The sequence below is a fragment of the Acinetobacter sp. YH12063 genome, assembly GCF_013419715.1.
GTDB lineage: Bacteria > Pseudomonadota > Gammaproteobacteria > Pseudomonadales > Moraxellaceae > Acinetobacter > Acinetobacter amyesii.
Genome location: NZ_VOZO01000005.1, coordinates 72201 through 97440, shown reverse-complemented (window position 1 = coordinate 97440; position 25240 = coordinate 72201). Strand labels below are relative to the sequence as shown.

The window sequence follows — 25240 nt, the reverse complement described above, 5'->3', positions numbered from 1 at the left end:
TTTATAAAAAGCTATTGTAACGGAACTCGGCAACTTGCAGCTAGCGATTATCAAAATTGACCAAAAATAAAAGGATGCACGTGGCATCCTTTTAAGTTTTCAGTGACTTAACTTTTAATTGTTTCGGTTGTCGTTGTCGAGATCGGTGCAAAACGTGTAATTACGAAACCAAATACAGCGGCAAAGATGTACATAAAGATTGAATATACTGCCGCAGGCATTGCAACTGCAGAGCTTGCCATCACTGTTAAGGCGATGGTCATGGCCAACGTGCTGTTATGAATACCGATTTCAAATGCACAAGCACGTGCCTGAGCACTATTGATGCCGAACAGTCTTGGAACAAAATAACCGATACATAAGCTGAAAATACAGAATAGAACCGTAGCTAAGCCAACTTGGGTTAGATAAGCCGCAATATTATGTCGTTCAGAGTAAATAGCACCGATAATAATTAAGATGAGAAAGACCACAGCAAAGATGCGGAGTGGTTTATGCAGTTTCTCAGTCAGTTTAGGTGCATAGTGACGAAGCAGCATGCCTATACAGACGGGGATGATAATGATGCCGAAAACTTGGAGGATTTTTCCAAACTGCAGACTGATTTGTTGCCCTTCTTGCATGAAGTGCATGATCGAAAAATTCACGATCAATGGAAGGGTTAATGCTGCAATGACTGAGTTGATGGCAGTCAGGGTAATATTTAATGCCAAATCACCTTTAAATAAATAACTAAATAAGTTCGCTGTACTACCACCGGGTGAGGCTGCGAGTAGCATCAAGCCGACTGCAAGGAGTGGTGGCAAGGCCAGCAGTTTACATAATAAAAAGGCAACGCCGACAAGTAACACGAGTTGGCAGAATAAAGCGATTAACACGGCTTTAGGATGTTTGGTGACACGTGCGAAATCTTTGGGGGTAAGTTCTAGCCCAAGCCCGATCATAATAAAGGCCAGTGCTAATGGCAAAAGAACCGTAATAATTCCAGAATCCATCGTATTTATTCTCCTTGAGCATATTTAATGGTTTTTCACCAAAGTCCTTATGGTGATTGCGTTAGAAAAAATAGTTTAGGTTTTCACTTGTTGAATCAGGTGGCTGCCACGGCGCGTCAAAATAAAACCAAATAAGGTCGCCAATAAATACATAAAAATAGAATAAACACCGGCAGGTATCGCCACTGTGGTGTTTTCAAGCACACTCAGTGCGATAGTTAACGCGATACTGGTGTTATGAATGCCGATCTCAAAGGTACACGCACGTGCCTGCTTTTCCGGTACACCTGCGAGGAATGGAATTAAGTAACCCAAAAATAAGCCACTGAAACAGAGTAAACAGGTCGCAATGCCGACGCTGGCAAAATACGTAATGATGTTGGATTGTTCACGCAAAACTGCGAGTGTAAAGATAAGAATTAATAAGAAAATAGACAACATTCGCATCGGTTTGTTGATGTGATACGCAATGGTCGGAAAGGAGTTGCGAATAAACATACCGAAACATACCGGTATCAAAATAATCAGAAATACATGGGTGATCTTGTCGATAGGCATACCAATACTGGTACTTTCACCAACAAAATGCAAAATGGATAGATTGACGATAAAAGGCAATGTAAAGCACGATACAACTGAGTTAATGGCCGTTAAGCTAATGTTTAAAGCAATATCACCTTTATATAGGTAGCTAAAAAGGTTTGCTGTGGGGCCACCGGGTGAAGCCGCAAGCAACATGAGCCCCACCGCAAGTAATGGGGGTAACTCAAGCAACTTACACAGGAAAAACGCAATACTGGTCAGTAGAATAAGCTGAGTAAATAAAGCGATGAAAATAACTTTTGGATAGCGTCCAACGCGTAAAAAGTCTTTGACTGATAGTTCAAGCCCCAAACCCATCATCATGATGGCTAAAGCAATGGGTAGAAAAAATGCAAATAATCCCGAATCCATGGAATTTCCTGATATTTTTATCCTTATAGTATTTTTGAGTTTATCTCAGTTTAATAAATAAGCAATAAATAAAAGCGAGTAAAAACTGATGTTTTACCCGCTTTATTTTTGATCTGTTAATTGGTCGATATTTTCATCGACAACTGTTTATTTAGGACGAGGAGGAGTGAACCCTAAAGCACATTTTCCTTTAATTTCTTGTCCATTAATCGTTGCAGTGGTGGCTTTTGCATCTGCACTACATGTGCTTAATAATTCGGCTTCTTCGCCATGAAGATTTGCATTTTTGGAAGAACTAAAAAATTGTGGTTCGCAGGTACCATTCCAGATAATACCGCGATAGGCGAATGATACTTGAGCGCCTTGGCTTTTACCTTTACAGACTTGTTGATATCGCTGTGCATCATACACTTTCTCAACTTTATCATTGGCTGAGGCAGCAAGTGGTGATAAACATAAACCGCATAAAACCGTGGATAGCAAAATATTCTTATTCATGCTTATAGTCCTTATGATTCTCATGGGATCTATAACAGAATAAAAAATCATCAGAATAAAACAACAATCTTCGAGTAACATTTGCTTGAGAAATGTATATTTTTATGTGGAATATGCAAAGTATGTATGTTCATAAAGAAATATATAGGCACAAAACAGTAGCCAATAACAATAAAATCGAGTTAATCAGTCAACTTATCGATGAATTTTTGCTATAATCTTCCGTCATCCTTTTTTAATCTCCTTTACCACTATGCATTATCCTAAAGTTTACGATGTCATTGTTATCGGCGGCGGTCACGCGGGTACTGAGGCAGCTCTTGCTGCGGCACGTATGGGTCGACAGACTTTACTCTTAACTCATAATATTGAGACTTTAGGGCAGATGAGCTGTAACCCAGCCATTGGTGGTATTGGTAAATCACATTTAGTACGTGAAATTGATGCGCTTGGCGGTGCAATGGCATTGGCTGCCGACAAAGGTGGTATTCAATTCCGTATTTTAAACTCACGTAAAGGTGCGGCTGTTCGTGCGACTCGCGCACAGGCTGACCGTATTCGTTATAAAGCTGCGATTCGTGAAACCTTAGAAAATCAAGCGAACTTGGATATTTTCCAACAAGCAGCTGACGATTTAATCGTTGAGGGCGACACTGTAAAAGGTGTGGTTACTCAGATGGGTATTCGCTTTGATGCGAAAACTGTTGTATTGACTACAGGTACATTCTTGGGTGGTGTGATCCACGTAGGTCTAAATAATGCTTCAGGCGGTCGTGCGGGCGATCCTCCTTCAATTTCATTGGCTGCGCGCCTTCGTGAATTGAACTTACCTGTAGGTCGTTTAAAAACAGGTACACCGCCACGTATCGATGCGCGATCAGTTGATTTCTCTGTAATGACGCCACAGCCGGGTGATTTCCCATCTCCGACAATGTCGTTCATGGGTGATGCATCGATGCACCCTGAACAAATCAACTGTTACATCACGCATACCAATGAAAAAACTCACGATATCATTCGTGGCGGCTTAGACCGTTCACCAATGTATACTGGTGTGATTGAAGGTGTGGGTCCACGTTACTGCCCATCGATTGAAGATAAAATTCATAAATTTGCCGATAAAGATTCGCATCAAGTGTTCTTGGAACCTGAAGGTCTGGACACACATGAGCTTTATCCAAACGGTATTTCGACTTCTTTACCATTCGACGTTCAGTTTGAATTGGTTCGTTCGATTCGTGGTATGGAAAATGCGCACATTTTGCGTCCGGGTTATGCGATTGAGTACGATTATTTCAATCCACAATCATTGAAATTCTCTTTAGAAACCAAATCGATTAATAACCTGTATTTTGCAGGTCAAATTAACGGTACAACAGGTTATGAAGAAGCGGGTGCGCAAGGTTTGCTTGCAGGCTTGAACGCAGCACGTCGTGCATGGGATCAAGAGCAATGGACACCGAAACGTGATGAAGCGTACATGGGTGTATTGGTTGATGATTTGATTACTTTGGGTACTAAAGAACCGTACCGTATGTTCACGTCACGTGCGGAATACCGTTTGATGTTGCGTGAAGACAATGCGGATCAGCGTTTAACTGCCATTGGTCGTGAAATGGGTCTGGTAGATGATGCGCGTTGGGATTCGTTCTGCCAAAAAATGGAAGCAGTTGAAACTGAAAAAGGACGTTTACAACACCTTTGGGCAGCGCCAAACAATCCACTAGGCAAAAAATTCGTTGAAATGACTGGTGATGACCTGTCTAAAGAAACCAATGCGATCGATTTGCTAAAACGTCCAAATATCAACTTTGCGCAAATTGCTGAATTGACGGGTTCTGAAGTTTCAGCATTTGTGGGTGAGCAAATTGAAATTGCTGTGAAATATGCGGGTTATATTAACCGTCAGCAAGAAGATGTTGCGCAAATGAAGCGTTTGGAAGATACACGTATCCCTGCTGATTTTGATTACGATGTCGTTTCTGGTCTTTCACGTGAAATTACCATGAAGCTGAAGAATGTATTGCCTGAAACATTGGCACAAGCAAGTCGTATTCCAGGTGTAACACCTGCGGCTGTTCAATTGGTGATGATTACGATTCGTAAGAATAACCAAGCGAAAAAATCTGCATAAGATTTTGAGTTAAATAAAAAACCCGCTCAGTTGCGGGTTTTTTATTGCTTAAAAATTATTGGCTGTTGGTATTTGATCGGATTAAATGAATATTTTGATCATCATTAGTTTTAGCTATGGTTTGATTATTAAAATCTTTCATAAACTTAAGTGATTGATAATAAATTATAAATACAAAAAATAAGATCTAAAAACTATTGATATACAAAGTTTTAGGTCTTAATGGTGGGCTTTTGGTCGTGTGAATTCCGACCTTTGTAGTGGTATTTATTCTACCCAATAAAGCCGAAACTTCAGGGCATGGCGTACAAGTGGGTTTACGCTACATGAATGGAGTTCGATTATGGCAAATCAACAATCGGGAAAAATGCAAAAATTTCTAACGGTATTTTTGTGTTTCTGGGTAGCATTTTTTGAAGGTTTTGACCTGCAAGCGCCCGGTATCGCAGCAAAAGGAATCGCAGCGACATTTTCCTTAGATCAAGTGCAAATGGGCTATGTATTTAGCTTAGGTGTGTTTGGTATGTTATTTGGCGCGTTCTTTGGGGGGCGTGTCGCTGACTATTTGGGACAGAAGAAAGTCCTGATGCTGTCGATTTTTATCTTCGGTGTATTTATGTCTATCACGGCAGTTGCACCAAGCATTGAAATTTTATATATCGCACGATTCTTTACAGGTTTAGGTTTGGGCGCTGCGATGCCAACGATGATCTCGGTGGTGGGTGATGAAGCGACGGATGCTAACCGTGGGCGCTTAAATAGTTTGATGTACTGCGGCTTACCTGTAGGTGCAATCTTTGTTGCTGGCTTGGGTATTATTTTTAAAGATATCTCTTGGCATACATTGTTTTTAATTGGTGGTTTAACGCCTTTAATCCTGATTCCATTCATGGCGCTTATCTTAAAAGATAAGCGTACTGAAAAAGTTCAGGCAGAAAGCAAAGAAGCGGTTCCAGCGATGGGGCAAATCCTTTTTGCTGAACAGCGTTATAAATATACATTGCCGCTATGGTTAAGCTTCTTCTTTACCTTAATGGTGAACTATATTCTGATCAGTTGGTTGCCTAACTTGCTTATGGAACAAGGGTTGGAAAAGCAACAAGCTTTCATGATCATGTTGATGTTCCAAGTGGGCGCAGTGATTGGTACGCTGGGTTTAGGCTACTTGCTTGATCGGCTAAAATTATGGCAAATGGCAGTGATTATCTATTCAGGTTTGTTTGTGGCATTGTTTGTGCTGTTTACAACAAATTCCATTCCTGTACTTATCGCAGCAGGCATCATGGGCGGAATTTTCTCTACAGGCGGTCAATCGATTTTGTACGGGATCTCTCCAATTTTCTATACACCAGCTGGGAAAGTAACAGGTGTGGGGAGTGCGATTTCATGGGGTCGTTTGGGTGCAATGACAGGTCCATTACTCACAGGTAAGATTTTGGCGCTAGGTCTAGGAACGACAGGTATTTTAATTGCAAGTGCGCCGGGTATTGCTTTGTCGGCTATCGCGGTGGCTGCATTGTCAGCCTATAAGTCATCCCTCAAGAAATAATCGAAATCAGTTATATTTAAAGGAGCTACGGCTCCTTTTTTATTGAATAAATACCTTTAGCTGAAACTAAGTTTTGTTAGAATAAATCTAATATTTATGAATAAATTTACTTCTATGTCTTATCAATTGATCGAACTTGATATTTCTCCTTCAGATAACATTCAGTGTCCACATTGTCAGCAGCAAGTGATTGATTGGTCAGAAGAGCAGTATGTGCAGCCATGTGAGCATGTGCTGTTTATTGCAATGGATATTGGTTTTGAGTTTATTACCGATGAATTTGAGCAAACTATGCAGCATACAGTCGATGACTTGCATGCCAATGATGATCAGTATCATATGTTTACTGAAATTACCGCCTCGAGCTTCCCTGAGTTTCTGATTTATAAGTCTGATTTAGGGGTGGAAGGTTATTCACGTTATGTCGGCTTTACGGCATAAAATATTGCTAAAAAATCTCAAAATAAAAAAGCCAGTCAAGTGACTGGCTTTTTTAATGTAAATTAGAAAATTAACTTTCTAATTCTTCTTCGACATCATCTTCGGCACTGTCCATACCGAGTTCTTTAAGTTTACGGGTTAAGGTATTGCGACCCCAACCTAAAAGTTCTGCTGCATGGCGCTTACGGCCACGTGTTTGCTGTAGTGCTGCATTGATGAGGGTGCGTTCAAACATTGGTGTGGCAATGTCGAGAATTTTCATCTCACCATTTTTAAGTTTTTGCACAGCCCATTGACCAAGTAATTCATCCCAATGATGCACCCCGATACGATCAATCCCTTGAGCAGCAGGGTTGCCATCTGTGCCTTGAATTGGAATCTGTTTTAATTCAGACGGTAAATCTTCTGGATACACTTCACGGCCTGTGATCATGACCGTTAACCAGCGACAGGTATTTTCGAGCTGACGCACATTACCTTGCCACGGCAGTTTTTGCATGTATTCTTGCGTTTCAGGACGCAGAATTTTTGGGCTTACCCCAAGTTCTTTGCCTGCACTTGCTAGGAAGTGTTGTGCAAGCATCGGAATATCTTCACTACGATGTGCAAGTTTTGGAATATGAATACGAATCACGTTTAGACGGTGGTACAAGTCTTCACGGAAGCGACCTTCATGTACTAACTTTTCTAAGTCTTGGTGCGTTGCTGCAACGATACGGACATCCACTTTGACTGGGATGTGACCACCGACACGGTAGAATTCGCCATCCGCTAAAACACGCAATAAGCGGGTTTGGGTTTCAAATGGCATGTCGCCAATTTCATCAAGGAAAAGAGTCCCGCCATTGGCTTGTTCGAAACGACCTTGGCGCTGTGTGTTGGCACCTGTGAACGCGCCTTTTTCATGGCCAAATAATTCAGTTTCGATCAAATCTTTTGGAATTGCTGCCATATTGAGCGCAATAAAAGGTTTGTTGCCACGTGGTGAGTGTTTGTGCAACGCATGCGCAACTAATTCTTTACCCGTGCCTGATTCACCATTAATTAATACAGTAATGTGTGATTGAGAAAGACGACCAATGGCACGGAAGACTTCCTGCATAGCAGGTGATTCACCAATAATCTCTGTAGATTGAATCGGTTGAACGGTTTTTGCAGATTCTTGTTGTTGTAATTTGGCAATATGCAAAATTGCACGGTTTACAAGTGCTAAAGCTTCATCAATATCAAAAGGTTTTGGTAGATATTCAAATGCACCCGTTTGATAGCTCGACACAGCAGATTCTAAATCTGAATGAGCGGTCATGATAATTACAGGTAAGTCAGGGTAGTTGCCTTTGACTTTACCTAAAAAGGTCAGTCCATCAATACCCGGCATACGGATGTCTGTCAAAATAACATCTGGCGCATCGACACTTAACTGATCTAAAGCGGATTGTGCTTCTTCAAAACTGGTAACATCAAAACCTTCTTCTTTGAATGTTTTTTCCAGCACCCAACGCATGGCGCGATCATCATCGATGACCCAAATCTTATTACGCGACATGATCTGACTCCCAAGGTAAATATAGGCTAAATACTGTTTTTCCAGGAACTGATTGGCATTCAATCATTCCGTTATGTTGATGCATAATATTTTGTGCAATGCTTAGGCCGAGCCCTGTGCCTTTCGCTCGTCCTGTCACTAATGGGTAAAATACGGATTCTAATATTTCTTGTGGGACACCCGGCCCATTGTCCTCGATGTCAATGCGTACCGCAGAACGTTTTAATACACCGTTGATGGTGACTAGCCGTTGAATACGTGTGCGCAAGGTGAGTTCTGGTTGATGCTCAACAAAGAACTCTTTATTTTCAGTCATCGCCTGAACAGCATTAACACTGATATTCAGCATGACCTGAATTAATTGATCACGATCTGCCAGAACATCCGGTAAAGAAAGGTCGTAATCACGAGTGATCTTAATTTTCTTTTTGGTTTGGTTGACGATCAGTGAACGAACACGTTCAAGGGGTTCATGGACATTGACTGGTTCGTAACTTGGTAATTGTCTTGAACCAAGCATAGTGTCAGCAAGATTTCTTAATCGATCCACTTCACTAATAATAATGTCGGTGAATTCACTGTACTTCGGATCATTTAAGCTACGCGCTAAAAGTTGTGTCGCCCCACGGATACCACCGAGAGGATTTTTAATTTCATGGGCAACACCACGAATCAGTTGTCGTGCGACTTGATGCTGTTGAATTAGGTTTTCTTCTTTAGAGATTTTTAACATTCGGTCGATTTGATTGAGTTCAATCAATAGCAACGGGTGGTAGGGTTTGCCAGAGTTGAGCTGTGACACGGTGTAATCAACATGAATGTCTTTAAAGTTGACATTAATCGTTGCTTCTCGGCGCGTATAGTGCTGACCGGAAGTTAGTGTATTCATTAATGCATCATGCGTATTGAACTCATCATCGGGCATATGGAGTAAATTTAATACAGGCTGACCTGATGCACGAAGTAAGCTGATGTCAAAAAGCGCTTCACAAGATGAATTTAAATAAAAAATATTCAGGTTGCTATCGACCAATAAAATGGCAGTGGTTAAATTATCCACTAAAAGCCGGTAATCAATCGTCATAGTCTGATCCATTAGCGAGAGGTTCCTGTCTTAAAATAGCGCAATGGCATCTTCATAAAGCAAATCGTTCAATCTAATAAGGTTCGAATTGATGCAAGTTATGCAAGATATAAGCCAACTATTTGAGAAATACGCTAAGTTTTGATGCTTATTTGAATAAATGCGCTTATTTAAGACTTTAAATAAAGTGTATAGCCGATTAAAAACAGGCTGTAAATCAAAAATGCATTAAAATGGTGCAAATGAAATTATATGGATGAATTTATAGCATTATTTTGGTGCGTGATATAAAGAGTGGCCTTTTCACCTGTTTTTATGTTTTGAAAAGACATACAATACGCGGATTATAGTGGAGCGCAGATTCATGAAATCCCCCAAAGTCGGTTTTGTTTCTTTAGGTTGTCCTAAGGCATTGGTAGATTCCGAACGAATTTTAACTCAGTTAAAGACTGAAGGTTATGATGTAGCATCAGATTATGATGGTGCAGATTTAGTAGTTGTAAATACCTGTGGTTTTATTGAATCTGCAGTACAAGAGTCGCTAGATGCCATTGGCGAAGCGATGAGTTCAAACGGTCGCGTAATTGTGACTGGTTGTTTAGGTAAAGACGAAGACAAAATTCGCCAAATGCACCCAAATGTCTTAAAAGTGACAGGTGCTGCGGCATATCAAGAAGTGATGGAAGCTGTGCACGAATACGTGCCTGAGCCACCGAAACACAATCCGTTTATTGATCTAGTACCGGAACAAGGTATTCGATTAACACCAAAACATTATGCTTATTTGAAGATTTCAGAAGGTTGTAACCATCGTTGCACATTCTGTATCATCCCAAGCATGCGTGGTGATTTGGTTTCTCGTCCAGTAGGTTCAGTATTGACTGAAGCTCAAGCGCTGAAAAAAGCAGGCGTAAAAGAAGTCCTTGTGATTTCTCAAGATACATCGGCTTATGGCGTAGACACCAAATACAAATTGGACTTCTGGAATGGTCAGCCCGTTAAAACCAAATTCTATGACATGTGTGAAGCATTGGGTCAATTGGGTATCTGGGTGCGTCTGCACTATGTATATCCATATCCACATGTGGATGCTGTGATTGACTTAATGGCACAAGGCAAAATCCTGCCGTATTTGGATATTCCATTCCAGCATGCAAGTCCTAAGATTTTAAAACTCATGAAACGCCCTGCGCACAGTGAAAATACACTGGAGCGTTTAAAAGTTTGGCGTGAGAAATGTCCTGATCTTGTGATTCGTTCTACATTTGTTGTGGGCTTCCCGGGTGAAACTGAAGAAGACTTCCAAATGTTGCTTGATTGGTTAAAAGAAGCGCAGCTTGATCGTGTGGGTTGTTTTACTTACTCACCAGTTGAAGGCGCGACTGCAAATGATTTGCCAGATCATGTGTCTGAAGAAATTAAACAAGAGCGTTATGAGCGTTTCATGCAAGTTCAGCAAGAAATCTCTGCTGCGAAATTGCAAAGTCGTATCGGTCAGAAAATGACAGTACTTGTGGATGATCTTGAAGAAGAGTTCCCAGTTGCTGTTGCGCGTTCTTATGCAGATGCACCTGAAATTGATGGTAATGTTTTTGTTGAGGATATCGATAAGTCAGTGATTAAAGCAGGTGATTTACTTGAAGTAGAAATCACAGATGCAGATGAATATGACTTATTTGCAAAACTAATCTCGGTTAAGTCTGCTTAAACGATTCATTAAAAATAATTGAAATTAAATAATTCGGAGTTGATGATGCTTGATTCTAAAAAACCACGTTTTGGTCGCATCCTGCTTAAGCTTTCAGGTGAAGCTTTAGCGGGCAATAAAGAGATGGGTATCGATGCACAAGTGCTCGATCAAATGTCACTCGCAATTGCGCACCTTGTTGGTTTGGGTGTTCAAGTGGGTATCGTTGTCGGTGGTGGTAACCTTTACCGTGGTAGCCAATTACAAAAAGATGGTTTGGTTGGCCGTGTAACAGGTGACCAAATGGGTATGTTGGCCACTGTGATGAACGGTTTGGCACTGCGTGATGCTTTGGTACGTCGTAATATCAAAACTCGTCTAATGTCAGCTTTGCCAATTGGTGCTGTAGTTGAATCATATTCTAGCCGTGATGCAATTCGTCATTTAACACGTGGCGAAGTGTGTGTATTTGTCGCAGGTACGGGTAACCCATTCTTTACGACAGATACAGCAGCATGCTTACGCGGTATCGAGATTGAAGCCAATCTTATTCTTAAAGCGACGAAAGTTGATGGCGTATACAACAAAGATCCAAGCAAATATGAAGATGCAGTGAAATACGATGCATTAACATTTGACCAAGTTTTAGATGAAAAACTGGGTGTGATGGATTTAACTGCGATCTGCTTATGCCGTGATCACAACGTTCCACTTCAAGTATTTGATATGAACAAATCAGGTTCATTACTTTCTGTGGTAATGGGTGAAAAAGAGGGTACTCACGTTACGAACTAATGTACGTGGGCCCTAAAGCTCTTTATACTACAAGCTATTTTAGAATTTACATCTTTTCGAATTAAGTTAGGAAGATCACATGATTAACGATCTTAAAAAAGACGCAGAAGACCGTATGAATAAATCTCTAGATTCTCTAGAGCATGGTTTTGCCAAAGTTCGTACAGGCCGCGCGCACCCATCAATTTTAAATGGTGTTATGGTTCCTTACTATGGCTCTGATGTGCCATTAAACCAAGTAGCGAACGTGGGTGTAGAAGACTCTCGTACTTTACTTGTTCAGCCTTTTGAACGTTCAATGGTTGCTGCAATTGATAAAGCAATCCGTGAATCTGACTTGGGCTTAAACCCGATTACTGCTGATGCGATCCGTGTTCCTATGGCTGCATTAACAGAAGAAACACGTAAAGACATGCAGAAAGTTGCACGTAACGAAGCTGAAAATGCAAAAGTTGCGATCCGTAACATCCGTCGTGATGTTTTAGGTGATATCAAAGCATTGTTGAAAGAAAAAGAAATTTCTGAAGATGATGAGCGTCGTGCGGGTGATGACATTCAAAAAATTACAGACAAATTCGTTGCTGAAGTTGAAAAACGTCTGGCTGCAAAAGAAGCTGAATTGATGAAGGTCTAAGTTTTAATGACCTCATCTGAAGAAACTTCCCGTCTTCCAAAACATGTTGCCATCATTATGGATGGCAACAATCGTTTTGCAAAAAAGAATCAAATGCAAAAAGGTGAAGGGCATCGTTCTGGAAAGGACATCCTAGATCCCATCGTTGAACATTGTCGTAAAAGAAATATCCAAGCACTGACCGTTTTTGCTTTTTCGAGTGAAAATTGGAATCGTCCTCAGTTTGAGGTTGATCTGTTGATGGCTCTTCTCGAAGAAACCATTCATGAGCAGTTGCCGCGTATGGAAAAATTTAACATTTCCCTACGTTTTATTGGTGATCGTTCTCGTTTATCTCCTAACTTACGTGACTTAATGTTGCAAGCTGAACAAAGGACTGCTAATTTCGACAGCATGACTTTAACTATTGCAATTAGTTACGGTGGTATGTGGGATATGGCACAGGCTGCAAAAAAAATCGCAGCAGATGTTTTAACTAACAAAATAAATCTTGAAGCAGTGGATGCTGAAGTCTTTGGTCAATATGTCAGTTTAAGTGATCTACCTCCGGTAGATTTGTTAATTCGTACAGGTGGTGATTTCCGTCTTTCGAACTTCTTGCTTTGGCAAGCTGCTTATGCAGAACTTTATTTTACCCAGACATTATGGCCTGAATTTACCATTGAAGAATTTGATGACGCACTAGCAGTATTTGGTGGTCGTGAACGTCGTTTTGGTAAGACCTCAGAGCAGATTCAACAAGAGCAGTTTGAGAATAAATAAATGTTAGAGCGGATAATAACCGCATTGGTACTGGTTTCAGTTGTATTGAGTTGCATGTTTGCAACCGAGTCTAAATACCCAATGCTTGTGCTGATGATTATTGCATCAGCTGTCGCTGGTTATGAGTGGTTTAAACTCATGCCGCGTAATACACAAAATGTGATTAAACCTTTCGCTTGGGGCTATGGTCTAGTCACTGCTATTCTTTCAGCACTAGCATTGCATTTTACTGATGTTGCATTGCTGCTTTGGGCGGCTTCAATCTTTACTTGGATCTTAAGTGTATATTGGGTGAAGTCTTATCCTGATTACGACAACTGGTATAACCCAAGTTTGAGTGGTATTGGTTTAGTCTTAGTTCCTGCTGCGGTAACTGCTATTTTTTCTGTGTGGATGAACTCACCGTGGTGGCTCATGTATCTGTTCCTATTGGTATGGGGTGCAGACAGTGGTGCATACTTCGTGGGACGTAAATTTGGTAAGAAAAAACTTGCACCAGATGTGAGCCCGAATAAATCGATCGAAGGTTTATACGGCGGTCTATTCACTGCAATGCTAATTGTCATTATTGTTGAAATTATTTATCTAGATTTAAGCATCGCTGAACATATTTTATTTTTAATTCTTTCAGTAATAACGGTATTTAGTTCAGTACTTGGTGATTTATTTGAATCGATGATCAAGCGTCGTGCAGGGATCAAAGATTCTGGTCGTATTCTTCCGGGACATGGTGGTGTGCTGGACCGTATCGACTCGTTGCTTGCTGCAGCACCTATCTTTGCAGCAGGTATGTATGTTTTAAAATTAATTGGCGTAGATTTATAGATGTCACAATCTGTTTGTATATTGGGTGTAACAGGATCCATTGGTCAAAGTACTTTAAAGATTCTGCAACAGCACCCCGAAGAGTATTCAGTTTTTGCAGTCACTGCACATAGCCGAATTGTAGAACTTGTCGAAATATGCAAACAATATCGACCGAAAATCGCAGTTGTTCCATTCAATAAAGTGGATGAACTGCGCCAATTACTCGTAGCTGAAAAATTAACTGATATTGAACTCCTGCATGATGAAGAAGGATTAATCGCAGTAGCAGAACATCCACAGGTTGATGTGGTCATGGCAGCTATTGTGGGTGCGGCAGGGTTGCTACCGACATTGGCTGCTGCGAAAGCGGGTAAACGTGTCTTACTTGCAAATAAAGAAGCGCTGGTGATGTCGGGTGACATCATGATTCAGACCGCACGTGAAAATAATGCTTTGTTACTGCCAGTCGATTCTGAACACAATGCAATCTTCCAATGCTTACCTGAAACTTATCTACAAGGTGAGCGTCATGGTCAGCCAAAGCTAGGTGTCAAACAAATTTTACTCACCGCGTCTGGTGGTCCATTTTTACATCATAGTTTGGAACAATTACAAAGTGTGACGCCGGCCCAAGCCTGTAAGCATCCAAATTGGTCGATGGGGCAAAAAATTTCTGTTGATTCTGCAACACTAATGAATAAAGGCTTGGAATTGATCGAAGCCTGTCATCTTTTTGCAGTTGAAGAACAATTTGTAACAGTTGTTGTCCATCCACAGAGTATCATTCATTCAATGGTTCAATATGTAGATGGTTCGACTTTGGCACAAATGGGTAATCCTGATATGTGTACGCCTATTGCTCATGCATTAGCATGGCCGAAGCGTATTCAAACACATGTTCCTCCATTAGATTTATTTGTTCATTCACAGTTAAACTTTGAACAGCCTGATATACAGCGATTCCCAGCGCTAAAATTAGCACGCCAAGCCATGAAGGCAGGTGGCTTAGCTCCAACGATTTTAAATGCAGCCAATGAAATCGCCGTGGCAGCATTTTTGCATGAGAAAATTGGCTTTACTCAAATCCCTCAAATTGTGGAACATGTGTTGGGGCAAGTTGAAAACTCAGCTGCAAATAATATTGATGTTATTTTGCATGCAGATAAATCGGCACGTATGGTTGCTGAAAAAGCAGTATTGAATTCAGGAAGTTAAGACATGAATGCCTTGTTTATGATTATTGCAGCAATATTGCTACTTGGACCGTTGATAGCGATTCATGAATTTGGGCACTATTTCGTTGCACGTAAACTGGGCGTAAAGGTTTTGGTTTATTCGATTGGTTTTGGCCCAACACTGCTCAAATGGACGTCAAAGAAGTCGGGTATTCAATATCAACTGTCTGCATTACCACTGGGTGGTTATGTCAAAATGTTGGATGAACGAGAAGGTGATGTCGCAGCAGAAGACTTACCAAAAGCATTTAACCGACAACACCCTTGGAAGCGTATTGCAATTGTTGCGGCAGGGCCACTCATTAACTTGGCTTTTGCAGTAGTGTTGTTTTGGATTTTATTTTTACCAGCTCAGGAACAGCTGAATACGCGCGTAGGTAAAATTTTACCAAATACGCCTGCAGCAGCTGCGCAAATGCAGACTGGTGATAAAATTACTGCCGTAGATGGTACTCAAGTATCTACTTGGGAGCGCTTGAATTATGCCTTGGTTGATCGTGTGGGTGAGACCGGCAATATTCAAATTCAAGCTGAACGTGCAGGGCAAATTCAAAACTTCAGTTTACCGATACAGAGTTTCTTACGCGATCAAACTCAGTCACCACTCGATGTTCTTGGTTTTACGCCATATCGTCCTGAAATTCCTGCAGTGGTTTCAAAACTCAGTGAAGATGGTGCAGCGATTCGCCAAGGGATGCAAGTGGGTGATCGAATTGTTTCGATCGATGGCGTAAAAATGAAAGACTGGTTTGATGTTGTACAAGTTGTACAAGCTTCTCCAGAAAAGTTACTTAAAATTGATGTTTTACGACAAAATAAAATTGTGCATTTAAACGTGATGCCGCAAGGTAAGCGTGACCAAATGGGTAAAGTCACAGGGCTTTTAGGTGTACAAAGTGATCCGGGTAAAGTCAATATTCCAGCCGAATACAAACAAACCATTCAATACACGCCTGTAGAGGCGATGGGCAAAGCCGTAGAAAAAACAGGTCAGATCTCTAGTATGATCCTGAATTCTATTGTAAAAATGGTGCGTGGTTTGGTTGGTTTAGATAATTTATCTGGTCCGATTACTATTGCGAAAGTGGCTGGACAAAGTGCTGAGATGGGGTGGCAAACCTTCATTTCATTTATGGCACTGATGAGTGTAAGTTTGGGTATTTTAAATTTACTACCGATTCCTATGCTCGATGGCGGTCATTTAATTTACTATTTTATTGAATTAATTCGTGGTAAACCTGTTTCTGAACAAATACAATTGGTTGGATTAAAAATTGGTATGGTATTGCTGGGTAGCATGATGCTACTGGCTCTATTCAATGACATTATGCGTTTATAAGAACGTTATACGAAATAAATTAACAGCGGAAAAGACTGGCATGCAGCACAAACATTTATTTATGCCATTGGCACTGGTTAGTGCTATGGCCGTAGCACAACAAGTATATGCAGCAGATGATTTTGTAGTACAAGATATTCGTGTTGATGGCTTAGTGCGTTTAACTCCTGACAATGTAGCCGGAATGATCCCATTCTCCGCTGGTGATCGTGTCAATGATCAAATCATTTCAAACTCAATTCGTAGCATGTTTGCGTCGGGTTTGTTTGATGATGTGAAGTCTTCACAAGTCGGTAATACCCTTGTATATACCGTGGTTGAACGTCCAGTTATTTCTAAAGTTGAGCTAAAAGGCAATAAACTTATTCCTAAAGAAGCCTTGGAAGAAGGCTTAAAGAAAATGGGTCTGTCCGAAGGTGAAGTTTTAAAGAAATCATCTTTGCAAACGGTTGAAACTGAATTAGAACAACAGTACATGCAGCAAGGTCGTTATGATGCTGATGTCAAAGTTATTACAACCGCTCAACCAAACAACCGTGTTAATGTCTTAATCGAGTTTGAAGAAGGCCAATCTGCCAAAGTATTTGATATCAATATCATTGGTAATACGGTCTTTAAAGAAAGCGAAATTAAACAAATTTTTGCATTAAAAGAAAGTGGTTGGAACTCGATCATTTCTCGTAATGACCGTTATGCACGTGAAAAGATGGCTGCGAGTTTAGAAGCTTTACGTGCGATGTATCTCAACAAAGGTTACATCAACTTTAACATTACCAATTCAAGTCTGAATTTGAGTGAAGATAAAAAACACGTCTTTATCGAAGTTTCGGTGGATGAAGGTGAACAATTTAAGTTTGGTAAAACTCATTTCTTAGGTGATACGCTTTATACGCAAACTGATTTAAACGCTTTAAAACTCTATAAAGATGGCGATTTATATTCACAAGAAAAAGTGAATGGTGTGAAACAGCTTTTACTTCGTAAATACGGTAACGCAGGTTACTACTTTGCAGAAGTGAACATTGTTCCTGAAATCAATAAAGACACCAAATTGGTCGATTTAAATTACTATGTGAATCCGGGTCAGCAAGTCACTGTTCGCCGCATTAATTTTACAGGTAACTCGAAAACAGCTGATGAAGTTCTACGTCGTGAAATGCGTCAAATGGAAGGCGCATTAGCAAGTAACGAAAAAATTGATTTGTCTAAAGTGCGTTTAGAGCGTACAGGCTTCTTTAAAACCGTTGATGTTAAACCTGCACGTATTCCGGGTACGCCAGATCAAATTGATTTAAATGTGAATGTTGAAGAACAGCATTCAGGTACAAGTACTTTGGCTGTTGGTTTCTCACAAAGTGGCGGTGTAACTTTCCAAGCAGGTTTGAGTCAAACCAACTTCTTGGGTACAGGTAATGCAGTTTCTATCGATTTGTCACGTTCTGAGACTCAAGATTACTACAACCTCAGTGTAACTGACCCGTATTTCACTATTGATGGTGTACGTCGTGGTTATAATATGTACTACCGTAAAACCAAGTTAGATGACGACTATAACGTTAACAACTACGTCACTGACAGTTTTGGTGGTGGTATCAACTTTGGTTATCCGATCGATGAAAACCAAAGTATCAGTATGGGCTTGAATATTGATAATACCGAAGTAACTACAGGCCCATATGTTTCTACTTATGTGCGTGATTATTTACTAGCAAATGGTGGGAAGGCGACGGATACCACATCATTCTGTCCTACGGATGCGTCTGGTAACTCACAATTAACTGTGCCTGTATACAAAACTGATGCGAATGGAGATTTTGTACTAGATAGTGAAGGTAATAAAATTGTTACTCACAACACTTGCGCAGTACCTGAAGAATCATACGATAGTGCGTTTAAAGGTGATTTCTTAACTTATAACCTTAACTTGGGTTGGTCATACAATACCTTGAATCGCCCGGTATTCCCTACATCGGGTATGTCACACCGCGTCAATGCCGAAATTGCATTACCAGGTAGTGATGTTGAATATCAAAAAATCACTTACGATGCACAAGCCTATTTCCCACTGGGTAAAGACTTTGTATTACGTGGTTACGGTAAGTTAGGCTATGGTAATGATTTGCCGTTCTATAAAAACTTCTATGCAGGTGGTTTTGGTTCGGTACGTGGCTATGATAACAGTACTTTAGGGCCTAAATATCCTGGTGTGTATTATGATGCGCAAAATAAGGTTGACTATGATCCAGAAGAAGTGGGTGGTAATGCTTTAATTCAATTTGGTACTGAATTAGCTTTACCTGTGCCATTTAAAGGCGATTGGGCTCGTCAAGTCCGTCCAGTTTTATTTGCTGAAGGTGCGCAAGTATTTGATACGCAATGTGACGTTCCTAAATCTAGTGAAGACCGTCAATACTGTAAAGATAACTACGGCTTTGATATGAACAATATGCGTTATAGCGTTGGTGCAGGCTTTACTTGGATTACGATGATTGGTCCAATTTCACTCAGTTATGCATTCCCGCTTAATGATAAAGCTGGCGATGAAACAAAAGAAATTCAATTCGAGATTGGTCGTACGTTCTAAGTACGACCCTTCTGGGAATAACAAAATTACAGGTTGATAAGATGAATAAATTATTTGCTAGTTTGGCGGTATTGGGTATGTCGTGTTCTGCTGTGGTAAATGCAGCAGGTTACGGTGTGGTTGATTTAGAAAAGGTGGTGGATCAAAGTACTTATCTAAAACAACAAAATGCTCAAATTCAACAGCAGTTGAAACCACAAACCACTAAAATTGAATCACTGGCTAAAGAGCTGGAAGCAATGCAGCAAAAAGCTCAGCAGGGTGGTGATAAGTTGACTGCTGCGCAAAAGCAGCAAATGGGTCAACAGTATCAAACTAAACTTAAAGAGCTGACTGATTTACAGCAAAAAGTTCAAGCTTCGGTTCAAGGGAATATTCAGTCTTTAAATCGCACGATGGATACACGAATCAAGCAAGTTGCAGAACAATTGCGCACAGAAAATAAGTTAGATGTTGTTTTGAATAAAAATTCAGCACTTGCGTATGACCCTAAGTTTGATTTAACTGATAAAATGATTCAAAAGGTTAATGCAATTAAATAATCAATGAATTCTCAAAAATTCAGTTTAGAAAAGCTTGCTCAACTTGTTCAAGGTCAATGTATTGGCCAGCTAGATTTGCTATTCAGTGGAATGGCAAGTTTAGAGAGTGCTCAACCGCATCAGCTTGCATTTTTAAACGCAGATAAATATCTGAATGAAGCTCAACAGTCTCAGGCTGGTGCGCTGATTGTGACTGCAGAGATGCAGTCACAAATCCCTTCACAGCAAAACTTCATTGTCGTACCCAATCCGTATCTGGCTTTCGCTATTCTGACGCATGTTTTTGAAAAAAAATCTGTAGAAACAGGAATTGAAAGTACTGCCCAAATTCATCCTTCTGCAATCATTTCTGATACTGCTTATATTGGGCATTATGTGGTGATTGGTGCGAATAGTGTGGTGGGTGAAGGAACGCGCATTGAATCACAAGTGAAGATTGATCACGGTGTTGAAATTGGTAAAGATTGTTTTATCGATTCGCATGTGACGATTACTGGTGAAGCCAAGTTAGGTGATCGTGTACGTATCCATGCGAATACTGTGATCGGTGGTGAAGGGTTTGGTTTTGCGCCTTATCAAGGGAAATGGCATCGTATTGCTCAATTAGGTTCTGTACGCATTGGGAATGATGTGCGTATTGGCTCAAATTGTAGTATCGACCGTGGTGCTTTAGATGACACAATTTTGGAAGATGGTGTCATTATTGATAACCTTGTGCAAATCGCGCATAACGTCAAAGTAGGCGCAAATACGGCAATGGCTGCGAAATGTGGCATTGCAGGTAGTACAACTATTGGCAAAAATTGTGTGCTAGCAGGGGCTGTTGGTATCGTAGGTCACATTAATATTGCAGATAATGTGACAATTACAGGTATGTCAATGGTCACAAAAAGTATTTCCGTTGCTGGAAGTTATTCTTCAGGTACGCCAATGCTTGAAAGTGGTTCTTGGAAAAAGGCAGCAATCCGCTTTAAACAATTAGCAGATGTGCCATTGACCCAATTGGTCAAACGACTTGATCATATGCAGTCTCAAATTGAGTCCCTTGAATCAACATTTAAATTGCGTAAATAATTATGATGACAGAGTCGAATACCCCAGCTTTCACAAAACCTGAATTACCAATGACTATTCAGACCATTCGTGAATATTTGCCACATCGTTATCCGTTTTTATTGGTTGATCGTGTTGTTGAAGTGACTGACAACGGGATTGTAGGCTATAAAAATGTAACGATTAACGAAGAATTTTTACAAGGCCATTTCCCTGAATACCCAATTATGCCAGGTGTGCTGATTGTTGAAGCATTGGCGCAAGTATCGGGTATCTTAGGTTTCATTATGAATAATGAGAAACCTTCAGCGGGTTCGTTGTTCTTATTTGCTGGTGCAGAAAAGGTCCGATTTAAAAAACAAGTCGTTGCAGGCGATCAACTTGTATTAAAATCAGAATTAGTGATGCAAAAGCGTGGCATTTACAAATATAATTGTGTTGCCACTGTAGATGGCGTAGTCGCAGCAACCGCGGAAATTATGGTTTCGCATCAGAAAACAGAGACAGCATGAGCAATAACGAATTAATTCATCCTACCGCCATTATTGACTCATCAGCAGTAATTGCTCCGGATGTGCAAATTGGACCATATTGTATTATTGGTCCTCATGTCACAATTGGAGCGGGTACTAAACTGCATTCACATATTGTGGTGGGTGGTTATACCCGTATTGGTCAACATAACGAAATTTTTCAATTTGCCAGTGTTGGTGAAGTCTGCCAAGACTTGAAATATGCTGGTGAAGAAACTTGGTTAGAAATCGGGGATCATAACTCGATTCGTGAACACTGTAGTTTACACCGTGGTACTGTTCAAGATCAGGGTCTAACTAAAGTTGGTAGTCATAATTTATTGATGGTGAATACACATATTGCACATGACTGTGTGGTAGGTGATCATAATATCTTTGCTAATAACGTCGGCGTTGCAGGTCATGTCCACATTGGTGATTATGTCATCGTAGGTGGTAACTCTGGTATTCATCAATTCTGTAAAATCGATTCTTACAGTATGATTGGTGGTGCATCTCTTATTTTGAAAGATGTACCTGCTTATGTCATGGTATCTGGTAATCCAGCCCATGCTTTTGCCATGAACATTGAAGGAATGCGTCGTAAAGGTTGGTCTAAAAATGTGATTCAAGGTTTACGTGAATCCTTTAAATTGATCTATAAAGATGGATTAACGACGAATGAAGCGATTGAACGTATTCGTACTGAAATTTTGCCTGAAGTGGCAGAAGCGCAATTGTTGATCGACTCACTTGAGCAGTCTAAGCGCGGTATCGTACGCTAAATGCTGCGAATAAAAAAAGACACCTTATAAGGTGTCTTTTTTTTTGCGTTAAAAAAAGTCCTATTTTTTAACAAAGCCTGCTTCTTCAGATTTTGGATACTTTTGGGTAAGCTTGGTTTTGAGCTGCGTTGCTAAACTGCTGTTTCGATCTACGTCTTTTGCAATGCTATACAGTTGATATAACGCTCTAGGTGCACGAGTCGACTCAGGGTATTGATCTACTACAATACCATAGTTCTTTTTCGCTTCTGCGTAGTTAGTCGGTTCAACAGCAAGGTTGAATTCAGCTAGCCAAAAATATGCATTGCTAATATAAACACTGTTAGGATTATTTTTAATAAAATTTTTCATCGGTGCGATGGCTTTTTTCGCACCACCTTGTTTATATGCATCTAAAGCAACGGTATAAGCTGCTTTCTCAAGCTCAAGTGAGTCACCACCTGCATTTACAGGTTGTTTTGCAGATGAGCTTAATGTTGCTTGGGTCGTAGGTTGTTTAGCTGGTGTAGGGGCTATATTAGCTGCTACTGGGTGCAGTACCTTGTTGGTTATCCTCCGCAGCCTCTGTGTCTTCACTCGGATCTACTTTTTGTTGGAGTAGCTCTAAACGTTGATCTAAATCTGCATAGCGGTTTGTAAGTTCACTTTTTAATTGTTCGATAATATTGTCTTGCTCTTCCATTTTACCGCGTAAGCTACGCAATTCATTTTCGAGCTGTTGGTTCTTCTGCATGAGCTGCCAATTTAAATTGGTTGGCGTAGGTGTAGAGCCAGCACCTGTTTGAATGGCTGTATTATTTGCTGTATACACAGTGCCATTATCTGCGCCACTCAAACCACGAGATTCAATTGGAATATTGGCAAATAGCGTACCTGAGCAAGTCAATGTAAGGGCACACAATACATGCTGTTTAAACATCATAAAAATTCCATGTAGTTGCAAGCATGTCCGTATTGAATAGTTTTATTACAGACTGCTTTAGATAAAACGATAAGCACATTAAAAACGGCAAAGTTCTGAATTGCAATAAGCTTTTACAATCTTGTTGTGTATTAAAGTAAAAATATAGCGATGAAGGTTCATGTTTTCTACATCATCTACCATCATATTGATTTATAAATAATCAAACAGTATTTTCTACTCAGGAATTCTCTGTTTTAGTCTTGCATGTTTATTAAAAATCTCTATACTCTGTTCTTGCAATGGTAGCCCTGCCGGTTACTTCGCAATTGTACTCTACAAACCCCGCCAGGACCGGAAGGTAGCAACGGTAGTAGAAATATGATGTGCCGAAGTCTTGCTGGTAGGGTTGCCACCAGTTTCAATAATAATAAATTTAACTTCCTCTTATTTTTTCAATCCTAAATTCTTTTTTATTTTAGTTTTATTAATTCTTTATTTAGATCTATATCTTTGTTATTCGTCATCAAATTCTTTACGTGCAATCACTTTAAAAATCGTATCGAGATCAAAGCCTCGATATTGTAAAAAACGTATTTGTTTGGCTTTTTGTTTTGGATCATGTTCAACAGCTTTGCCAAATTTTTTGATCTTGAGCTGGTAGGCTTCGGCGACCCAATCTGTTTCTTTTAATTCATCCTGAATTAATTCACTGTCTACTTTTTTATTTTTTAACGCGAGCTTTATACGGTTGGGACCTTTACCTTTACGTTTTTGACTCGACAGCAGCATTTCTGCTACACGCTGATCGCTTTGATAGTTCTCACGTGCGAGTTCTTCCACCAAGTGTATGACTTCTTCACGACTATCCGCATACAGTGCTAATTTCTCGATTAAATCCGCTTTTGAGTATTCTTTGCGTGTGAGTACTGCAAAAGCGTACGAGCGTAGACGAGAGCCGCGCAGTCCCGATTTTTTTTCAGCATGAACATCTTTACCATTGGTGTCAAAATGCAACGCAGTGTGATCGATCACCGAAGTATTGTCATGTGAAATGTCAGTTTGTGCAGCATGATTTACGCAGGTAGTTTCTTCAGCTTCTGCAAACTGTTGTTTCAGTGCTTCATAGTCGAGCAAGAGTGGAAAATGGTCTTTAGTCATGGGGATATTTTAATACAAAATTTGAGTGCAAAACAAAACGCCCCGTAGGGCGTTTCGTCTGCTATTAAAGCATGCTGTAATTAAGCATCTAAAAAGTCTGGTTCTTCTTCGTCTTTGTCTTCTGCAGGTGCTGTACCTGTAGTCAGAAGTTGTTCACGAATCAGTTTTTCAATGGTTTGTGCAAGTTCAGGGTGTTCTTCTAAGTGGCGAATGGTATTGTTTTTACCTTGACCAATCTTGTCACCTTGGTATGAATACCAAGCACCTGCTTTTTGAACAATTTCTTGTTGTACAGCGAGGTCAACAAGTTCACCTAAATGGTTCACGCCTTTACCATAAAGAATTTGGAAAATCGCTTCACGGAATGGAGGAGCCATTTTGTTTTTCACAACTTTCACTTTGGTTTCTGAACCAATGATCTCGTCGCCTTCTTTCACTTGACCAATACGGCGGATATCTAAACGTACAGATGCATAGAATTTAAGTGCATTACCACCAGTTGTGGTTTCTGGGCTACCAAACATTACACCAATCTTCATACGAATTTGGTTAATGAAGATCACCATACAGTTAGAACGTTTCGCATTACCGGTAATTTTACGCAGTGCTTGGCTCATCAGACGAGCTTGTAAGCCCATGTGTGAGTCACCCATTTCGCCTTCAATTTCGGCGCGAGGGGTCAGTGCAGCGACCGAGTCGACAACGATCAGGTCAATGGCACCTGAACGTACCAGCATGTCTGCAATTTCAAGTGCTTGTTCACCATTGTCTGGCTGTGAAACAAGTAAGTTATCAATATCTACGCCAAGTTTACGTGCGTATTGAGGGTCTAATGCATGTTCAGCATCGATGAATGCACAAGTACCGCCAGCTTTCTGACATTGTGCAATAGCTTGTAATGTCATAGTCGTTTTACCAGAAGATTCAGGACCGTAGATTTCTACGATACGACCTTTAGGCAAACCACCAATACCTAGTGCGATATCTAATGTTAAAGAACCTGTAGAGACAGCTTCAACTGCCTGTACGGTGTTATCACCAAGACGCATAACGGTGTTTTTACCAAACTGCTTTTCAATTTGGCTTAAGGCCGCATTTAACGCCTTGCTTTTATTATCATCCATCTTACAACCTCAATACGATGTCACGAAACAATATACTCAAGTGGATGTATTCAGTTTAAATCTGTTCCACGAGGGTATAGTGACAGAAATCATCCTTTTGTTCTATGAAAATCACAAC

Annotated in this window: 22 protein-coding genes, 1 other RNA gene and 1 pseudogene; 16 read left to right on the top strand and 8 right to left on the bottom strand. The window is 40.3% G+C overall.

The window, feature by feature from the left end; genetic code table 11:
• Positions 1–107: 107 nt before the first annotated feature.
• The 3 genes from FTU12_RS06690 to FTU12_RS06680 form a co-directional block, all read right to left on the bottom strand.
• Complete coding sequence (locus tag FTU12_RS06690; protein WP_180114015.1) at positions 108–995, bottom strand: bile acid:sodium symporter family protein; 888 nt, start codon at positions 993–995, stop codon at positions 108–110.
• A gap of 75 nt (positions 996–1070) precedes the next feature.
• The gene (locus FTU12_RS06685) at positions 1071–1949 is read right to left on the bottom strand and encodes a bile acid:sodium symporter family protein (RefSeq protein ID WP_180114014.1); all 879 of its coding nucleotides are present in this window, start codon (positions 1947–1949) and stop codon (positions 1071–1073) included.
• A gap of 147 nt (positions 1950–2096) precedes the next feature.
• Positions 2097–2447 (bottom strand): hypothetical protein, encoded by a 351-nt coding sequence (locus tag FTU12_RS06680; protein ID WP_078188731.1) that lies wholly within the window; start codon positions 2445–2447, stop codon positions 2097–2099.
• A 253-nt stretch (positions 2448–2700) separates the two neighbouring features.
• Here FTU12_RS06680 and mnmG point away from each other — a divergent pair, with 253 nt between their 5' ends.
• The 3 genes from mnmG to FTU12_RS06665 all read left to right on the top strand — a co-directional run bounded on the left by mnmG (position 2701) and on the right by FTU12_RS06665 (position 6571).
• Positions 2701–4581 (top strand): tRNA uridine-5-carboxymethylaminomethyl(34) synthesis enzyme MnmG, encoded by a 1881-nt coding sequence (mnmG, locus tag FTU12_RS06675; RefSeq protein ID WP_180003879.1) that lies wholly within the window; start codon positions 2701–2703, stop codon positions 4579–4581.
• 343 nt (positions 4582–4924) lie between these two features.
• Positions 4925–6130 (top strand): 3-(3-hydroxy-phenyl)propionate transporter MhpT, encoded by a 1206-nt coding sequence (gene mhpT / locus FTU12_RS06670; protein WP_180007765.1) that lies wholly within the window; start codon positions 4925–4927, stop codon positions 6128–6130.
• Positions 6131–6244: 114 nt separating this feature from the next.
• Positions 6245–6571 (top strand): hypothetical protein, encoded by a 327-nt coding sequence (locus FTU12_RS06665; protein ID WP_078193710.1) that lies wholly within the window; start codon positions 6245–6247, stop codon positions 6569–6571.
• 70 nt (positions 6572–6641) lie between these two features.
• Here FTU12_RS06665 and glnG read toward each other — a convergent pair whose 3' ends face one another.
• Both glnG and glnL read right to left on the bottom strand, forming a co-directional pair.
• The gene (gene glnG / locus FTU12_RS06660; protein ID WP_168377613.1) at positions 6642–8117 is read right to left on the bottom strand and encodes a nitrogen regulation protein NR(I); all 1476 of its coding nucleotides are present in this window, start codon (positions 8115–8117) and stop codon (positions 6642–6644) included.
• Positions 8107–9213 (bottom strand): nitrogen regulation protein NR(II), encoded by a 1107-nt coding sequence (gene glnL, locus FTU12_RS06655; protein ID WP_078188727.1) that lies wholly within the window; start codon positions 9211–9213, stop codon positions 8107–8109. The genes glnG and glnL overlap by 11 nt, the downstream gene beginning before the upstream one ends.
• A gap of 352 nt (positions 9214–9565) precedes the next feature.
• Here glnL and rimO point away from each other — a divergent pair, with 352 nt between their 5' ends.
• The 12 genes from rimO (at position 9566) to lpxA (ending at position 21936) form a co-directional block, all read left to right on the top strand.
• A complete protein-coding gene (gene rimO / locus FTU12_RS06650; protein WP_078193536.1) occupies positions 9566–10909 on the top strand; it encodes a 30S ribosomal protein S12 methylthiotransferase RimO in 1344 nt (447 codons plus the stop codon).
• Positions 10910–10954: 45 nt separating this feature from the next.
• Positions 10955–11683: a UMP kinase gene (pyrH, locus tag FTU12_RS06645; RefSeq protein ID WP_078193535.1), complete on the top strand. Its 729-nt coding sequence runs from the start codon at positions 10955–10957 to the stop codon at positions 11681–11683.
• A 79-nt stretch (positions 11684–11762) separates the two neighbouring features.
• Positions 11763–12317 carry a ribosome recycling factor gene (frr, locus tag FTU12_RS06640; protein WP_078188724.1) on the top strand — a complete coding sequence of 185 codons (555 nt, stop codon included), beginning with the start codon at positions 11763–11765 and terminating at the stop codon, positions 12315–12317.
• A 6-nt stretch (positions 12318–12323) separates the two neighbouring features.
• On the top strand, positions 12324–13079 hold the full coding sequence (uppS, locus tag FTU12_RS06635; protein ID WP_180114013.1) for a polyprenyl diphosphate synthase: 756 nt from the start codon (positions 12324–12326) through the stop codon (positions 13077–13079).
• Positions 13080–13904 carry a CDP-archaeol synthase gene (locus FTU12_RS06630; protein ID WP_180114012.1) on the top strand — a complete coding sequence of 275 codons (825 nt, stop codon included), beginning with the start codon at positions 13080–13082 and terminating at the stop codon, positions 13902–13904. It begins immediately after the preceding gene.
• Positions 13905–15101: a 1-deoxy-D-xylulose-5-phosphate reductoisomerase gene (ispC, locus tag FTU12_RS06625; protein ID WP_180114011.1), complete on the top strand. Its 1197-nt coding sequence runs from the start codon at positions 13905–13907 to the stop codon at positions 15099–15101.
• Positions 15102–15104: 3 nt separating this feature from the next.
• A complete protein-coding gene (rseP, locus tag FTU12_RS06620) occupies positions 15105–16460 on the top strand; it encodes an RIP metalloprotease RseP (protein ID WP_180084302.1) in 1356 nt (451 codons plus the stop codon).
• A 40-nt stretch (positions 16461–16500) separates the two neighbouring features.
• Positions 16501–19044 carry an outer membrane protein assembly factor BamA gene (gene bamA, locus FTU12_RS06615; protein ID WP_180007770.1) on the top strand — a complete coding sequence of 848 codons (2544 nt, stop codon included), beginning with the start codon at positions 16501–16503 and terminating at the stop codon, positions 19042–19044.
• A 41-nt stretch (positions 19045–19085) separates the two neighbouring features.
• Complete coding sequence (locus FTU12_RS06610; RefSeq protein WP_180007771.1) at positions 19086–19586, top strand: OmpH family outer membrane protein; 501 nt, start codon at positions 19086–19088, stop codon at positions 19584–19586.
• 3 nt (positions 19587–19589) lie between these two features.
• Positions 19590–20660, top strand: coding sequence for a UDP-3-O-(3-hydroxymyristoyl)glucosamine N-acyltransferase (gene lpxD, locus FTU12_RS06605; protein ID WP_180007772.1), 1071 nt, complete (start codon positions 19590–19592; stop codon positions 20658–20660).
• A gap of 5 nt (positions 20661–20665) precedes the next feature.
• Positions 20666–21151, top strand: a complete 486-nt coding sequence (fabZ, locus tag FTU12_RS06600) for a 3-hydroxyacyl-ACP dehydratase FabZ (protein ID WP_171263789.1) — start codon at positions 20666–20668, stop codon at positions 21149–21151.
• Positions 21148–21936, top strand: a complete 789-nt coding sequence (lpxA, locus tag FTU12_RS06595; protein WP_180114010.1) for an acyl-ACP--UDP-N-acetylglucosamine O-acyltransferase — start codon at positions 21148–21150, stop codon at positions 21934–21936. The genes fabZ and lpxA overlap by 4 nt, the downstream gene beginning before the upstream one ends.
• A gap of 60 nt (positions 21937–21996) precedes the next feature.
• Here the strand turns inward: lpxA and FTU12_RS06590 are convergent.
• A pseudogene (locus tag FTU12_RS06590) lies at positions 21997–22858 on the bottom strand (YbgF trimerization domain-containing protein).
• A 291-nt stretch (positions 22859–23149) separates the two neighbouring features.
• Between FTU12_RS06590 and ffs the strand changes: the two are divergent.
• An RNA gene (gene ffs / locus FTU12_RS06585) (signal recognition particle sRNA small type) lies at positions 23150–23246 on the top strand.
• A 107-nt stretch (positions 23247–23353) separates the two neighbouring features.
• Here the strand turns inward: ffs and FTU12_RS06580 are convergent.
• The gene (locus FTU12_RS06580; protein WP_180114009.1) at positions 23354–23998 is read right to left on the bottom strand and encodes a regulatory protein RecX; all 645 of its coding nucleotides are present in this window, start codon (positions 23996–23998) and stop codon (positions 23354–23356) included.
• Positions 23999–24078: 80 nt separating this feature from the next.
• Complete coding sequence (gene recA, locus FTU12_RS06575) at positions 24079–25122, bottom strand: recombinase RecA (protein WP_180088428.1); 1044 nt, start codon at positions 25120–25122, stop codon at positions 24079–24081.
• Positions 25123–25240: the final 118 nt, after the last annotated feature.